Origin of the sequence: Streptomyces fructofermentans (assembly GCF_014651055.1) — a bacterium.
GTDB classification, from domain to species: domain Bacteria; phylum Actinomycetota; class Actinomycetes; order Streptomycetales; family Streptomycetaceae; genus Streptomyces; species Streptomyces fructofermentans.
The window spans coordinates 1-13,499 of the sequence record NZ_BMWD01000059.1 but is presented as its reverse complement, the minus strand read 5'-3'; the positions used below and the strand labels follow the sequence as shown (position 1 = coordinate 13,499).

13 protein-coding genes are annotated in these 13,499 nt (G+C 70.9%); 9 read left to right on the top strand and 4 right to left on the bottom strand.

The window, feature by feature from the left end; all coding sequences use genetic code 11:
- Positions 1–69: 69 nt before the first annotated feature.
- Positions 70–546 carry a MarR family winged helix-turn-helix transcriptional regulator gene (locus IE265_RS37705; RefSeq protein ID WP_190040314.1) on the bottom strand — a complete coding sequence of 159 codons (477 nt, stop codon included), beginning with the start codon at positions 544–546 and terminating at the stop codon, positions 70–72.
- 105 nt (positions 547–651) lie between these two features.
- Between IE265_RS37705 and IE265_RS37700 the strand changes: the two genes are divergently transcribed.
- From IE265_RS37700 to IE265_RS37680, 5 genes are all read left to right on the top strand, one after another.
- Entirely contained in the window at positions 652–1,701 is a 1,050-nt protein-coding gene (locus IE265_RS37700; protein ID WP_190040313.1) for an LLM class flavin-dependent oxidoreductase, read from the top strand.
- Complete coding sequence (locus IE265_RS37695; RefSeq protein ID WP_190040312.1) at positions 1,694–2,725, top strand: LLM class flavin-dependent oxidoreductase; 1,032 nt, start codon at positions 1,694–1,696, stop codon at positions 2,723–2,725. Before IE265_RS37700 ends, IE265_RS37695 begins: the two co-directional genes overlap by 8 nt.
- Positions 2,726–2,741: 16 nt before the next feature.
- Complete coding sequence (locus IE265_RS37690; RefSeq protein WP_268255923.1) at positions 2,742–3,515, top strand: NADPH-dependent F420 reductase; 774 nt, start codon at positions 2,742–2,744, stop codon at positions 3,513–3,515.
- 369 nt (positions 3,516–3,884) lie between these two features.
- Positions 3,885–4,328 carry a VOC family protein gene (locus IE265_RS37685; protein ID WP_190040310.1) on the top strand — a complete coding sequence of 148 codons (444 nt, stop codon included), beginning with the start codon at positions 3,885–3,887 and terminating at the stop codon, positions 4,326–4,328.
- A 283-nt stretch (positions 4,329–4,611) separates the two neighbouring features.
- Complete coding sequence (locus tag IE265_RS37680) at positions 4,612–5,229, top strand: TetR/AcrR family transcriptional regulator (protein ID WP_190040309.1); 618 nt, start codon at positions 4,612–4,614, stop codon at positions 5,227–5,229.
- Between the two features lie 283 nt (positions 5,230–5,512).
- Here the strand turns inward: IE265_RS37680 and IE265_RS37675 are convergent, their stop codons facing one another.
- Both IE265_RS37675 and IE265_RS37670 read right to left on the bottom strand, forming a co-directional pair.
- Complete coding sequence (locus IE265_RS37675; RefSeq protein ID WP_190040308.1) at positions 5,513–5,884, bottom strand: nuclear transport factor 2 family protein; 372 nt, start codon at positions 5,882–5,884, stop codon at positions 5,513–5,515.
- Positions 5,885–5,964: 80 nt separating this feature from the next.
- Positions 5,965–6,258 (bottom strand): muconolactone Delta-isomerase family protein, encoded by a 294-nt coding sequence (locus IE265_RS37670; RefSeq protein WP_190040307.1) that lies wholly within the window; start codon positions 6,256–6,258, stop codon positions 5,965–5,967.
- A gap of 525 nt (positions 6,259–6,783) precedes the next feature.
- Between IE265_RS37670 and IE265_RS37665 the strand changes: the two genes are divergently transcribed.
- The 3 genes from IE265_RS37665 to IE265_RS37655 all read left to right on the top strand — a co-directional run bounded on the left by IE265_RS37665 (position 6,784) and on the right by IE265_RS37655 (position 9,442).
- Positions 6,784–7,800: a zinc-binding dehydrogenase gene (locus tag IE265_RS37665; RefSeq protein WP_190040306.1), complete on the top strand. Its 1,017-nt coding sequence runs from the start codon at positions 6,784–6,786 to the stop codon at positions 7,798–7,800.
- A 197-nt stretch (positions 7,801–7,997) separates the two neighbouring features.
- Positions 7,998–8,708 carry an SDR family NAD(P)-dependent oxidoreductase gene (locus tag IE265_RS37660; protein ID WP_190040305.1) on the top strand — a complete coding sequence of 237 codons (711 nt, stop codon included), beginning with the start codon at positions 7,998–8,000 and terminating at the stop codon, positions 8,706–8,708.
- 278 nt (positions 8,709–8,986) lie between these two features.
- Positions 8,987–9,442, top strand: coding sequence for a MarR family winged helix-turn-helix transcriptional regulator (locus tag IE265_RS37655; protein ID WP_190040304.1), 456 nt, complete (start codon positions 8,987–8,989; stop codon positions 9,440–9,442).
- A gap of 137 nt (positions 9,443–9,579) precedes the next feature.
- Here IE265_RS37655 and IE265_RS37650 read toward each other — a convergent pair whose 3' ends face one another.
- Positions 9,580–10,158 carry an ester cyclase gene (locus IE265_RS37650; RefSeq protein ID WP_190040303.1) on the bottom strand — a complete coding sequence of 193 codons (579 nt, stop codon included), beginning with the start codon at positions 10,156–10,158 and terminating at the stop codon, positions 9,580–9,582.
- Positions 10,159–10,624: 466 nt separating this feature from the next.
- Here IE265_RS37650 and IE265_RS37645 point away from each other — a divergent pair, with 466 nt between their 5' ends.
- Positions 10,625–13,441, top strand: coding sequence for a multifunctional oxoglutarate decarboxylase/oxoglutarate dehydrogenase thiamine pyrophosphate-binding subunit/dihydrolipoyllysine-residue succinyltransferase subunit (locus tag IE265_RS37645; RefSeq protein ID WP_190040302.1), 2,817 nt, complete (start codon positions 10,625–10,627; stop codon positions 13,439–13,441).
- Positions 13,442–13,499 lie beyond the last annotated feature (58 nt).

The following is a 13,499-nucleotide window of genomic DNA, read 5'->3' as shown; positions in this document are numbered from 1 at the left end:
CCCCCATGCCACGCATCCGGGCCCGCCGGGAGGGAACCACCCCGGCGGGCGCGGACGACGACGCTCGGGTCAGGGGCGGCCGCGGCGCCGCTCCAGCCCGGCCCGCAGCGTCGTGGCGACCTCGCCGACGGCCGCGATCTGCTCCGGGGTCAGGGGGTCGACGAACAGTTCACGGATCTCCCTCAAGTGCGGCAGCGAGGCCGCCCTGAAGGCTCCGGCACCCTCCTCCGTGAGCACCGCTTCCGCGCCCCTGCTGTCCGCCGCGCATTCGACACGCCGGATCAGACCGCGGCGCTCCATGCGTCCGAGGTGATGCGACAGGCGACTGCGCTCCCATCCGATGGCCGCGGCCAGTACGGACGAGCGCAAGCGGTTGCCCTCGGCCTCGCTCAGCGCGAGCAGCACCGAGTAGTCGCCGGGCGAGAGCGCGAAGTCCTCCTGCAAGCGCCCCGCCAGCTCAGCACGGAGGGCCTCGGCCGTCTCGATGAACTCCCGCCAGACGCGCAACTCCTCCGCGCTGGGATACACCCTGCGTCGCTGACTCATCACTGACCTCCTAATTGACACGTCAACTATAATTTGTGATACTTGACGTGTCAATCAAAGATACTTCGGGAGCCTTCCTCCCGAGGCTTCGCGGAGGTGCAGATCATGTCAGCCTCGACTTTTGAATTCGGCCTCAATTCCTTCGGCGAAGTCGCGACCGACGGCGGTCGGACCCTGGACGACGCCGAGACGGTCCGACTGCTCGTCGAGGAGGCGGGTCGCGCCGAAGCCGCCGGACTCGACGTCTTCAGCATCGGCGAGCACTACCGCCCCGACCACGTCGACACATCGACACCCGTACTGCTCTCCGCCATGGCCGCCACCACGGAGCGCATCCGGCTCGGCACCTCGGTGACCGTCCTGAGCACCAACGACCCGGTGCGCCTCTTCCACGACTTCTCGACGCTGGACGCCGTGTCCAACGGCCGCGCACAACTCGTACTGGGGCGCGCTTCGGCGACCGAGTCGTTCCCGCTGTTCGGATACGACCTCGCCGACTACGAGCAACTCTTCGACGAGAAGCTCGAACTCTTCCTGCGCCTCCAGCGCGAGGAGTCGGTGACCTGGTCCGGAGCGTTCCGGGCACCCCTCGCCGAGCACCGGCCGCACCCCAGGATGCGCCCGGGCGGCATACCCACCTGGATCGGGGTGGGCGGCAGCCCCCACTCCGTGCTGCGGGCCGCCCGCCACGGACTCCCCATGATGCTGGCCACCATCGGAGGACGCCCCGAGCGCTTCGCGGGCCACGTCGCGCTCTTCCACAGGGCGCTCCAGGAATCCGGTCACGCCCCGCAACCGATCGGCCAGCACTCCCTGGGACTCATCGCCGACACCGACGAGGAAGCGGTCGAGACCTGGTGGCGGTACTGGGAACCGGTCGTGGCCGCACTCGCCGAGGAACGCGGCTTCTACGCGCCGACCCGCGAACGCTACGAGGCCGAGGTCGACCACGGAGCCCTCTACGTCGGCTCCCCGGAGACCGTGGCACGCAAGATCGCGAAGTCGGCACGCGACCTCCGACTCAGCCGCTTCGATCTCAAGTACGACATCCTCCACCTCCCGCGCGAGGCACGCGCCCGCACGATCGACCTGCTGGGCAGCGAAGTGGCCCCGCGTGTGAGGGAACTGCTCACCAAGGAGCCCAGCCATGTCTGAACTCGACTTCGGCCTCGACACGTTCGGCGACGTCCCCGTGGACGACTCGGGCGCACCGGTGTCGCACGCGAGGGCCATCCGGCAGGTGGTCGACGAGGCCGTCCTCGCGGACGGAATCGGAGTCGACGTCGTCGCGCTCGGCGAGCACCACCGCCCCGAGTACTCGATCTCCACCCCGGAGACCGTCCTCGCGGGCATCGCCACGCGAACCGAGCGCATCCGCCTCTCCTCCGGCGTGACCGTCCTCAGCTCCGACGACCCCGTCCGGGTCTTCCAGCGCTTCGCGACGGTGGACGCGCTCTCGGGCGGCCGCGCCGAGGTCATCCTCGGCCGCGGCTCGTTCACGGAGTCGTTCCCCTTGTTCGGATACGACCTCGCCGACTACGACAAGCTGTTCGAGGAGAAGATCGACCTCTTCGTGCGCCTGCTGGACGAGAAGCCCGTCACGTGGAAGGGCAGCATGCGGCCCTCGCTGGACGGCATCGAGGTCTTCCCGCCCACCGAGTCCGGACACCTGACCACGTGGGTCGGCGTCGGAGGCTCCCCGCAGTCGGTCGTACGCACCGCGCACTACGGCCTGCCCCTCATGCTCGCCGTCATCGGCGGAACCCCCGAACGGTTCGCCGGCCACATCGATCTCTACCGGCGCGCGGCGGCCCAGTTCGGCACCACCGCGCATCCCGTGGGAATGCACTCGCCGGGCTTCGTCGCGGACACCGACGAGGAGGCGCGCGAGGCGCACTGGCCGGGCTACAAGGTCATCCGCGACCGCATCGGAGCGCTGCGCGGCTGGCCGCCGATCCGACGCAAGGAGTACGAGGCCGAGATCGAGCACGGCTCCCTGTACATCGGCTCGCCGGAGACCGTGGCACGGAAGATCGCCCGCGCCGTGGACGAACTCGGCGTCGGCCGCTTCGACCTCATCTACACCGCCGGGACGCAGTCGGTCAGCGCCCGTATGCGCTCCGTGGAGCTGTACGGCACGAAGGTGATCCCCATGGTCCGCGACCTGGTCGCCGGGTGACCGGCATGCGGACGGCATCGGCGGCAGTAGCAGGGCACGCCGCACACACGAACAGCAGGGAGAACCGATGAACAACGACGACGTCCGCACGATCGGCATCCTGGGTGCCGGAAAGGTGGGGACCGCACTGGCACGACTCGCCCTCGCGGCGGGCCACCGCGTGCTGATCGCGGGTTCGGGCTCGGCCGACGCCATCGCGCTCACGGTCGAGGTCCTCACGCCCGGAGCAGTCGCGGTCACGGCGTCCGAGGCCGCGGCCCGGGCCGACGTGGTGATCCTGGCCCTTCCCCTGGGCAAGCATCGCTCCGTCCCCGCCGACGCGCTCAAGGGCAAGCTGGTCATCGACGCGATGAACTACTGGTGGGAGGTGGACGGCGTGCGCGACGACCTCACCGACCCACGCGTCTCCACGAGCGAGATCGTCCAGTCGTTCCTGCCCGGCTCCCGCGTGGTGAAGGCCTTCAACCACATGGGCTACCACGACCTGGAGGACGAGACCCGGCCCGCCGGATCGAGCGGCCGCAAGGCGATCGCGTTCGCCGGCGACGGTCCGGAGGACCTGGCGACGGTGGCAGGGCTCGTCGACGCCTTCGGTTTCGACCCCGTCGCCGTCGGCCCGCTCGCCGAGGGAGTACGCCTCCAACCCGGTACGGAACCGTTCGGAGCGAACGTCGCGGCCGCGGAACTGCGCGCCATGCTCGACCGCTTTCCGTCGACGGAACGCGGCCGGATCGTAGCCGACGCACGGGCCGACGCGTCCCCCGCTCCCGTCGACGCGGCGGCTCACTGACACAGCAGCTCGTAGACCGCCGTCCTGACGCGCGTTCGGCTCGCTCGCCCCTGCCGAGGCCGCCGGCGGCGGGACCTGGCCGACGGGCAGGCCGCCCCGCGGGCGCGCCACCACGCCTTCCATGCCGAGTGATCCGGCATTCGGCCCAATCGGGCGTGACGTGACCGTCAATTCCGGGTCGGGGACCTAACCTCGGGGACCTGGCCTCCTGGCAGGAACGATCCGTCCGGCCCGGCCGATGCGCGCCGGACGGCACAGTCATGCCGTCGACCCAGCGCCGACTCAGCGCGCGACTTCACGACCGGCCGCGACCCCACTGCAGCAAGTGACGCGCCCAGCGCGCTCCTCCTATCCGCGAAAGAAGCGAAGATGGATCTCAGGCTCGAAGTTCTGGTGCTCCCCGTCTCCGATGTCGACCGGGCCAAGGCCTTCTACGAGAAGGCGGGCTTCCGCCTGGACGTCGACTACTCGGCCGACGACGACTACCGCGTGGTCCATCTGACGCCGCCGGGATCGCCGTGCTCGATCCTCATCGGTACCGGGGTCACGACGGCCGCCCCGGGCTCGGCGCAGGGCCTGCACCTGATCGTCTCGGACATCGTCGCGTCCCGTGCGGAGCTCGTCGACCGCGGCATCGACATCGGCGAGATCTTCCACGACTCGAGTGGAGTGTTCCACCGTGGAACCGACGAGGGCAGGGTCGGCGGCCCGCATCCGGACCGCGCCAGCTACGGCTCTTTCGCCACGTTCACCGATCCGGACGGCAACGGGTGGGCGCTGCAGGAGATCACCACTCGGCTGCCGGGGCGCTGAGGGCGGCTCCTGACGGGCGTCACCGGCGGAACCGGCAGGCACCCGCGCCCCTCCGGATCCGAGCGGTTCCCGGAGCCGAGCGGTTCCCAGGGCCACGAGGCATCACCGTGCCGCGCCCGGTGCCATCGCTCAGGACGGCCGCCCCGGGTGCGGGCACGGGGCCTCGGTACCGGGGCGGCCGGACCACGGCCGCCCCGGTCCGCACCCGCACCCGCACCCGCACGGCAAGGGTTGTGACCAACGCAACCGCCGCAGAGTAGTCGATCGGTCGTATACTTCTGGTATGGGACGCACGAGCGACGCGAAGAACAAAATCCTTTCCGCTGCGCACACGCTCTTCGAGCAGCGCGGCTACTCCGCCCTGGGCGTCGCCGAGATCTGCAAGGCGGCAGGCGTGCCCAAGGGGAGCTTCTACTACTTCTTCGACTCGAAGGAGACCCTGGCGCTCGCCGTGATCGACGAGCACTGGGCCACCGAGCAGCGCGGCTGGGAGCGCATTCTGCGCAGCGACGCCGATCCCCTGGAACGGCTGCGGCAGCTCTTCGAGGCGACGGAGGCGACACAGCGTGCCGCCCAGGACAACTGCGGGACCGTCGTCGGCTGCATGCTGGGAAACCTCTCCCTGGAGATGAGCAACCAGGCCGACGCGGTACGCGGGCGCCTGCAGGAGATCTTCGAGGCCCAGGTCGAGTTGGTCGAAGTGGTGATCATCGCGGCCCGTGAGCGCGGCGAGGTCACCGTCGCCGACACGCACGACGCCGCACAGTCGATGGTGGCCCAGCTGGAGGGCCAGGTGCTCTTCGCCAAGCTGTACAACAACCCCTCGCGGCTGAACCGGCTCTGGCCGAGCTGCCTCGCGCTCCTGGGCGTGAGCAAGTCGCAGGTTCCGGTCAAGGCCTGACGGAGTCCTGCCTGACTCCGTCGGTCGCCCCGACCCGCTCCGCCGATTCGGCCCCACGGACGCGGACGCACCCGTCGTCGGCCGAGCGCGGCACCGCGGATGCGCCGGCCTTCCGGCTGAGCGCGGCACTGCTGGGAGCGGTTCGTGACGCGGACAGCTGCCGGGCCCCGGGTTCGCGTGCCGCGGACCCGACCGCTCGACGCGCCGCCGGACCACGAGGTGAGCCGCCACGTCCTCGATGACGTGGCGGCTCACCTCGTGGTCGCCGACTCCCTTGACGATGTCACTCGCGCCGGGCGACCTGGTAGTGCCCGATGTACCACTCGCCGTCGATACGCCTGAGCACGACGCCGAGTGCCACACGAATGGTCGGCCGGTCCGTGAACGAGAAGTCGACGTGGAGGTAGCCGAGGAGCGCGTCCTCGGCGAGTACGCGGATCTCCAGCACCTCGTACTCCGCGACGAGGCCGAGGGGTTGGGATTCGTAGTACTCGGCGACCCCCGGACGCCCGACGGTGTAGGGGTGCAGGCCCTGGAAGATCGCGTCCTCCGTGAAGCACGCGGCGGCCTGCTCGGGCAGGTGGCCGTCGACGGCGGCCTTCCACCGGTCCATCACGCCGCGCAGGATCGATCGACGGTCTTCCATGCTGTCCATCCGTAGCTCCTCGATTCGCAGGTGTGCTCGGGGCGCCTGTCGCAGCCGTCCGCCGACGGGCCGCCGCGGCGCCACCCGGTTCAGGCCGTGCGGCCCGGGTCGTTGGGGTGCGACTCCAGAGGGGTGATCACCGCGGTCATCCAGGGCCACAGGGGCAGACTCCCGAGGACCTCCTCCCGCAGCTCCGTCTCGTCCTCGGCGCGCCAGACCCCGATGCTGCGGCGCTCCCCGACCGGACGCCACAGCCGGAACAGACGCTGCTGGGCGGCGAGTTCCTTGGCACGTACGGATTCGGCGGCGCGTCGTCTGTCGACCTCCGCGGGGTCGGTCCCTTCGGGCACGGTGGTGGTCATCTCGACCAGGTAGTCCTTCATGCCGCTTCCTCCTCGGATCGGTGCTGCGGACGACGGCCCGGACCGTCGCGCATCCGAGAATCCTTGACCGTGGGCGGCCCGGGTCGCGCCCGGCGCGCTCACGCGAGGTGGGATCAGCCGGGTGGCGCAATGCCCCGGCGCGCCATGGACCGGGCTGGGCGGAGCCCGCGCGTCCACCCGTCGCGATGCGGCCGGTTGACCCGTCGGCCGGCCCCTGCCGTCCGGCACACGCCGTGGCGCTGGAGGTGGGGCTCGCCCTCCCCCGCGTCACGCCTTCCTTCCCATACCGCCGAATGCGGCAACTGCCGTACCCGCACGGAGTGGCGCACCGACGACCGATCGCACCATGGGTTAGCCTGCATGATAGACGACCGGTCATTTTTGTTGACCGGCCGGCTCTCTCTGCCCGGACCCGGCGCCGACATCGGATGCCGCGTGGCCACGCGACGCACCGCGACACCTCAGTGCCCGCGATGACGCCCGGCCCACAGGCAGCCCCCTACGCGCACCCACCGAGGAGCAGGAATGTCCACCTACCGAGCCTTCGAGGCCACCGGTGTCCACAACCTCCAACTGGTCGAACGCGAGCTGGTCGACCCCGCACCGGGCCATGTGCGCCTGCGCGTCGAGGCCTGCGGGGTCTGCCACACCGACGTCCTCGCCATCGAGGGGCTGCGGGCCGACCCGGCGAGTCCGATCGTGCCGGGACACGAGATCGTCGGCGTCATCGACGCCGTGGGCGCCGGTGTCACGGGATGGGCACCCGGCGACCGTGCCGGCGTCGGCTTCCTCCACGGCCAGTGCTGGGAGTGCGAGCCGTGCCGCCGCGGTGACTTCGTGAACTGCCGCAACCAGGAGCAGACGGGGACCACGGTCGACGGCGGGTACGCCGAGGTCGTCCACGCCCGGGTCAGCGGTCTGGTGCGGATCCCCCAGGGCCTGTCGGCAATCGACGCCGCGCCACTGCTGTGCGCCGGGCTGACCACGTTCATCGCCCTCCAGCAGGGCCCGACGAGGGCCGGTGCCCTGGTCGCCGTGCAGGCCATCGGCGGCCTGGGCCACCTCGCCCTGCAGTACGCGCGCAGCCTGGGGTACCGGGTCGCCGCCGTCGCGCGCGGCACCGAGAAGGAGGCGTACGCACGGCAGCTCGGAGCCCACGAGTACATCGACAGCGGTACGACCGACCCCGGAGCCGCGCTCAACGCCCTGGGCGGCGCGTCCGTCATCGTCGCCACATCGTCCAGCGGCGCCTCGATGAACGCCCTGGTCCGCGGACTCGCCCCGAACGGCAGGCTCGTCGTGGTCGGAGCCGCGCCGGACCCGTTGAGCGTCGCCACGTCCGACCTCATCTTCGGGACCCGGTCGATCGCGGGCAGTCTGACCGGTTCGTCGATCGAGAACGAGGACAACCTCGCGTTCACCCTCGCCCACGACATCCGCCCCGTCGTCGAGGTGATGCCCTTCGCCCGGGCCATGGACGCCTACGAACACATGCTCTCGGGCCGGGCCCGCTTCCGCGTCGTACTCGACATCGGGGCCTGAGCACGCGAATCCGGCCGGTCGAGAGGCCCGGTCCGGCCGACCCGGCGGGCCGGACGGCCGGCAGGCGGCTCCTCGGAACGCACCGGCGCGGCACCTCATCCGCGTTCCATGACAATTCATTGTGTTTCATAACATTCGTTCCACGCTGCGTCATGTTCAGCGGGCAGCCGAACAACAACCTCCTCCGGAGAGTCACCATGAGCACACCCGACCAGAAGGTGGTCGTCATCACCGGCGCGTCACAGGGCATCGGCGCCGGGCTGGTCGACGGCTACCGCGGGCTCGGCTACGCGGTCGTGGCCACCTCCCGCCGCATCGCGCCCTCCGACGACCCGGACGTGCTGACCGTGCGGGGCGACATCGCCGACTTCGCCACGGCCGAGCGCGTTGCCGGCGCCGCGATCGAGCGCTTCGGCCGCATCGACGCCCTGGTCAACAACGCCGGCATCTTCGTGTCCAAGCCCTTCCACGAGTACACGCGCGCCGACTACGAGGACGTCACCGGCGTGAACCTGGCCGGCTTCTTCCGCATCTCCCAGCTTGCCGTCGAGCGGATGCTGCACCAGGGCGGCGGGCATGTCGTCCAGATCACCACCACCCTGGTCGACCAGGCGAGTTCGGACGTGCCCTCGGTGCTGACGTCGCTGACCAAGGGCGGCCTCCAGTCCGCGACCAAGGCCCTGGCCATCGAGTACGCGGACCGGGGCATCCGCAGCAACGCGGTGTCCCTGGGGGTCATCAGGACGCCCATGCACGCGGAGGACGACGACACCCTGGGAGCGATGCACCCGATGGGCCGCGCGGGCGAGATCCAGGACGTCGTGGGCGCGGTGCTGTACCTGGAGAGCGCGCCCTTCGTCACGGGCGAGATCCTGCACGTCGACGGTGGTCAGAGCGCGGGCCGCTGATCGCGGGCGGATGCCCGGGACACCCGTCGCCGAGGTGTCTCCGGGCGTACTCGCCTCCACCCGGAACGGTCCGCAGAGTCGTCGCCGGGCTCTCCGGTGGTCGACGGTCCACGGGCTCGGCGGCCGGGACGGCGGGCCGACCCCGTGCGACGGGCCGCAGGGCGCCCCGCTGTGACTGCGCAGGCGAACAGACCGTCCGCGCAACTGCGCCGCTCCACGGCCCCGATGACCGCGGACTCCCGAGTCTGAGCCCCGAGCGGGCCGCCTAGACTGTGACCATGGCGGATGCGACGAATATCGAGCCTCTCGATCGTGACGAGGAGGCCTTCCTGCGCGCGCTGGGGAGGGTCATGACGCTTCTGCCGCGCCTCGTCGACGCGGACATGCTCGAGGACCAGCCGATCTCCGGTACCGAGTACATGGTCCTGGTGCACCTCTCCGAGGTCCCCGACAACCAGATGCGGATGAGTGAACTCGCCAAGCTGTGCGGTCTGTCGCTGAGCGGCATGACCCGAGTGGTGAACCGCCTGGAATCACAGTCACTGGTCGTACGGGAGAAGGCGCCGGACGACGGACGGGCATGGCTGGCCCGCCTCACCAGCGCCGGCTGGACGCAGTTGAAGCAGGCCTGGCCGACGAACCTCGCGAGTGTGCGGCGCCATGTCTTCTCACGCATGGACGGCTGCGACATCGCCGCGGCCGCCGAGGCGTTGGAGCGCATCGCGCCGCGTTGAACCCGGTCTCGCCGCCGCGCGCGCCGCCCGGGCCCGTCAATCCAGATGCTCGGCTTCAAAGGCCCGCGTGCTACGCGTCCGGCGCTGCGCCGTACCGGTTCGCACGGGCCCCGCTCCGCGGGTGGTGAAGGTGCGGCTCACGCAGTGGACGTACCGGCGGCCGTGCCGGAGCGAGCCGCCCCGTCCGCCTTCGCCGTGACCTCCGCGGCAGCCCGAGCGGACCGTCCGGTGGCCCGCCAGGCGAGCATCCGCATTCCGGCGGCGGGTGTGGGCGGGAAGACACCGAGCTGGCCGAGCATCGCGATGTCGTCACGGACCGCCTCGTGCCGGACGATCCTGCCGTCCCGCAGGCCGAGCACGTGGATCTGCTCGAAGTCGATCTCCCGGCCCGTGGGCGGTACGACCTGGTCCACGGCGCCGTCCTTGAAGAGGACGAAGGCTCCGGTGTGGCGTCCCTGCATGCGCAGGCGCACCCAGACCTGGTCGTCGTTGTGGATGGTCTCCACGAAGGGGAAGCGCAGCGCCTCGAAGGCGGACCGCATCCACGCGCCGGACGCGAGCACGCCCGCCGGGCCCTCGATCCTGCACGCGGCGGGCGACACGGCGGCCTCGCGGTTCCGGAATTCCGGGTGCACCACTTCAGCGGCCAGTGCGGGGTCGCCCGTTTCGAGCACCTCGAAGAGTCCCGAGGCGAGGTCGGTGGCGGTCATTCCCATGATGTGAATGCTCCAGTCGTGGTGGTCCGCAGACGCCGGGGGCGCGGCGCTGCCTTCGTCGGGGCGCGGTCCAACCGGCCGGCGCCGCTTTCCCGCCCACCAATATACTTGACAAGACAATTACATGCGCGCGGGAAGGAGCCTCGCGGGCCGGCAGCCGTGCCGTACGAGCCGCCCGCACAGCCGTCGCCCAGGGGTGGCACGGTCGACACGACCCCGTCGGCTCGCCGATGCGACACCGTCCCGCAGGCGCTCAGGTGCCCGATGTCCTGATGTGAGGCTCACGTGTCCAGGTGACCGGTCGCCTACGGCCTCTACGCGTCCTACCGTCGCTGGTGCGGTGTGGTCACACAGGTCGGTCCGTACAGCCACCGCCGGATGCCCGGCAGGAGACGCGCAGGACCGACGACCGTGAAGGCGCACCGGAACCGCACGGCCTCGAACAGGGAAGAAGGCGTTCCACGCCATGACCTCGCGATCAGACACCCTCCGAACGGTGATCCACGGGCTGGACTTCGGACCCAACGAATGGGTCGTGGACGAGCAGCGGCAGCGCTACCTGCTCGACCCCGGCTCGGTCGACGCGACGTGGCGCGACTTCTTCGCGAGCGCGGCCCAGGCTCTCGTTCCGGCCGTTCCCGGCACCCGGTCCGGCGGACCTGGACATCCCGCCGCCGATCAGGCCCCCGCCGACGTCGACGAGGCGGCGCTCAAGGCCGTCCGGGTCGCGGCGCTCATCCACGCCTATCGGGTGCGCGGCCACCTCATGGCCGACACGGACCCGATCGGGCCGCGCCCGGCCGCCGTCGACGCGGAGTTGGACATCACCGCGTTCGGACTCCAGGACGACGACCGGACCGAGGACTTCGTCGTGGACGGATTCGGCGGCCGCGCCACGATGACGCTCGACGAAGTCGTGGGCGCCTTGCGGGAGTTCTACTGCCGCAGCGCGGGATTCGAGTACATGCACATCAGCTCCTCCCGGGAACGGCACTGGATCCAGCAGCACGTCGAGAGCCCGCGACGACACTTGGTCCGCGCTCAACAGCTGCGGATCCTGGACCGGTTGGGTGCCGCAGAGGCCTTCGAGACCTTCCTGCACACCAAGTACGTGGGCCACAAGCGGTATTCGCTCGAAGGCGGTGAGTCCGCCATCGTGCTGCTCGACGCCCTGCTGCTCGGCGCCATCGAGGACGGCATGGGCGAGGCCGTGATCGGCATGGCGCACCGCGGCCGGCTGAACGTCCTGGCCAACATCGTCGGCAAGTCCAACGCCCAGATCTTCGGCGAGTTCGAGGACTCCTCGGGCATCGGCTCCGTACACGGCTCGGGGGACGTCAAGTACCACCTCGGCGCGGAGGGCACCTACCACTCCCCGCTGGGCGGCGCCATCGGCGTCTCGGTCGTGGCGAACCCGTCGCACCTGGAGATCGTGGGACCGGTGGTCCAGGGAGTCGTACGGGCCAAGCAGGACACCGCCGACGGCAGCGGACCCACCCGCGTGCTGCCGGTCGTCGTCCACGGCGACGCGGCGTTCGCGGGCCAGGGCGTGGTCGCCGAGACCCTCAACATGTCCCGGCTTCCCGGCTACCGCACGGGCGGCACCGTGCACGTGGTGATCAACAACCAGGTCGGCTTCACCACGCTGCCCGCCAGCGGCCGTTCGAGCACCTACGCCACCGATGTGGCGCGGATGGTGGACGCCCCGATCCTGCACGTCAACGGCGACGACCCGGAGGAGGTCGACCGGGTCGCACGGCTCGCCTTCGACTACCGCCGGACGTTCCACAAGGACGTGGTGGTCGAGCTGGTCTGCTACCGGCGCCACGGGCACAGCGAGGTCGACGATCCCTCCATCACGCAGCCCCTGATGTACGACCGCATCGACGCCATGGCCTCGGTGCGCACGGCGTACGCCGAGGCCCTGATCGGCCACGGGGACATCAGCCAGCAGCACGTGGAGGACGCTCGCCGCGACTACCGGGAGCAGTTGGACAGGGCCTTGGCCGAGACCCGGGCACTGGCCGCCTCAGGTTCCGTCCGTGAGACCCGCGCCGCCGGCTCCGAGGGCTCCGGCCCCGGACCCCGCGGAGCAGGCCCGGTGCGAACGGCCGCTCCACGCTCGGCCCTCCCGGCCGTGACCGCGATCGACGAGGCGACCGCCAGGCGGGTCATCGCGTCACAGACCGACTTCCCGCGCGGCTTCACCGAGCACCCCCGGGTCCTGCCGCAGCTCCACCGGCGTACCGCAGCACTCGACCAGGGCACCGTGGACTGGGCCACCGCCGAGACGCTCGCGATCGGTTCGCTCCTGCTGGAGGGCGTCCCCGTGCGGCTGGCCGGGCAGGACTCGCGGCGCGGCACCTTCGGCCAGCGCCACGCCGTACTGACCGACCGGCGGACCGGCACCGAGCACATGCCGCTGGGCTCGCTCGGACCGGATGCCGCGCACTTCACACCGTTCGACTCATCCCTGTCGGAGCAGGCCGCGCTGGCCTTCGAGTACGGCTACGCGCTGGCCCGCCCCGAAGCCCTCGTGCTGTGGGAGGCCCAGTTCGGGGACTTCGCCAACGGCGCGCAGACGGTCGTCGACGAGTACATCGCCTCGTCCGAGCAGAAGTGGGGTCGGCGTTCCGCGGTCACGCTGCTCCTGCCGCACGGCCTGGAGGGCCAGGGTCCGGACCACTCGTCGGCCAGGATCGAGCGCTTCCTGCAGTTGTGCGCCCAGGACAACATGACCGTGGCCATGCCCTCCCTGCCGGGCAACTACTTCCACCTGCTCAGGCAGCAGGCGCTGGGTGGCACGCGACCGCTCGTGGTCCTCACCCCGAAGTCGATGCTCCGCTCCAAGGCGGCCACCTCGTCGCTGGACGAGTTCACCGGGGGCGGGTTCCGTCCCCTCCTGCCGGACCGCACGGTGGACCCCGAACGGGTCACCCGTGTGCTGGTGTGCTCCGGCAAGGTCTCCCACGAGCTGGACACCCGTCGGCGCGAGTCGGGCTCGACCGGTACGGCCATCGTCCGGGTGGAGCGCCTCTACCCCTTCGCCGAGGAGGACCTCGCAGCGGAACTCGCCCGGTTCCCGGCGTCCGCGGACGTGCGGTGGGTGCAGGAGGAAGCGGAGAACCAGGGCGCGTGGACCTTCCTCGCGCCGCGACTGCACCGGGCGGCCGGCCGCCTCGTCGAGTGCGTGAGCCGGGAGGCGGCGCCCGCGCCGGCGGTCGGTTCGGCCCGTCGCCACGCCCTCGAGCAGAGGGCTCTCGTCGAGTCGGCCTTCCGGTGACCGGCCACTCTTCGGGGGGCGCAGGTCGCACGGCCCGCCCGGTGGGCAGCTGCGGCCC

Excerpts from the sequence above, each read along its gene's own strand:
- IE265_RS37705 (WP_190040314.1), bottom strand. The coding sequence starts at position 546 with ATGAGTCAGCGACGCAGGGTGTATCCCAGCGCGGAGGAGTTGCGCGTC.
- IE265_RS37700 (WP_190040313.1), top strand. The coding sequence starts at position 652 with ATGTCAGCCTCGACTTTTGAATTCGGCCTCAATTCCTTCGGCGAAGTC.
- IE265_RS37695 (WP_190040312.1), top strand. The coding sequence starts at position 1,694 with ATGTCTGAACTCGACTTCGGCCTCGACACGTTCGGCGACGTCCCCGTG.
- IE265_RS37685 (WP_190040310.1), top strand. The coding sequence starts at position 3,885 with ATGGATCTCAGGCTCGAAGTTCTGGTGCTCCCCGTCTCCGATGTCGAC.
- IE265_RS37680 (WP_190040309.1), top strand. The coding sequence starts at position 4,612 with ATGGGACGCACGAGCGACGCGAAGAACAAAATCCTTTCCGCTGCGCAC.
- IE265_RS37675 (WP_190040308.1), bottom strand. The coding sequence starts at position 5,884 with ATGGACAGCATGGAAGACCGTCGATCGATCCTGCGCGGCGTGATGGAC.
- IE265_RS37670 (WP_190040307.1), bottom strand. The coding sequence starts at position 6,258 with ATGAAGGACTACCTGGTCGAGATGACCACCACCGTGCCCGAAGGGACC.
- IE265_RS37665 (WP_190040306.1), top strand. The coding sequence starts at position 6,784 with ATGTCCACCTACCGAGCCTTCGAGGCCACCGGTGTCCACAACCTCCAA.
- IE265_RS37660 (WP_190040305.1), top strand. The coding sequence starts at position 7,998 with ATGAGCACACCCGACCAGAAGGTGGTCGTCATCACCGGCGCGTCACAG.
- IE265_RS37655 (WP_190040304.1), top strand. The coding sequence starts at position 8,987 with ATGGCGGATGCGACGAATATCGAGCCTCTCGATCGTGACGAGGAGGCC.
- IE265_RS37650 (WP_190040303.1), bottom strand. The coding sequence starts at position 10,158 with ATGGGAATGACCGCCACCGACCTCGCCTCGGGACTCTTCGAGGTGCTC.
- IE265_RS37645 (WP_190040302.1), top strand. The coding sequence starts at position 10,625 with ATGACCTCGCGATCAGACACCCTCCGAACGGTGATCCACGGGCTGGAC.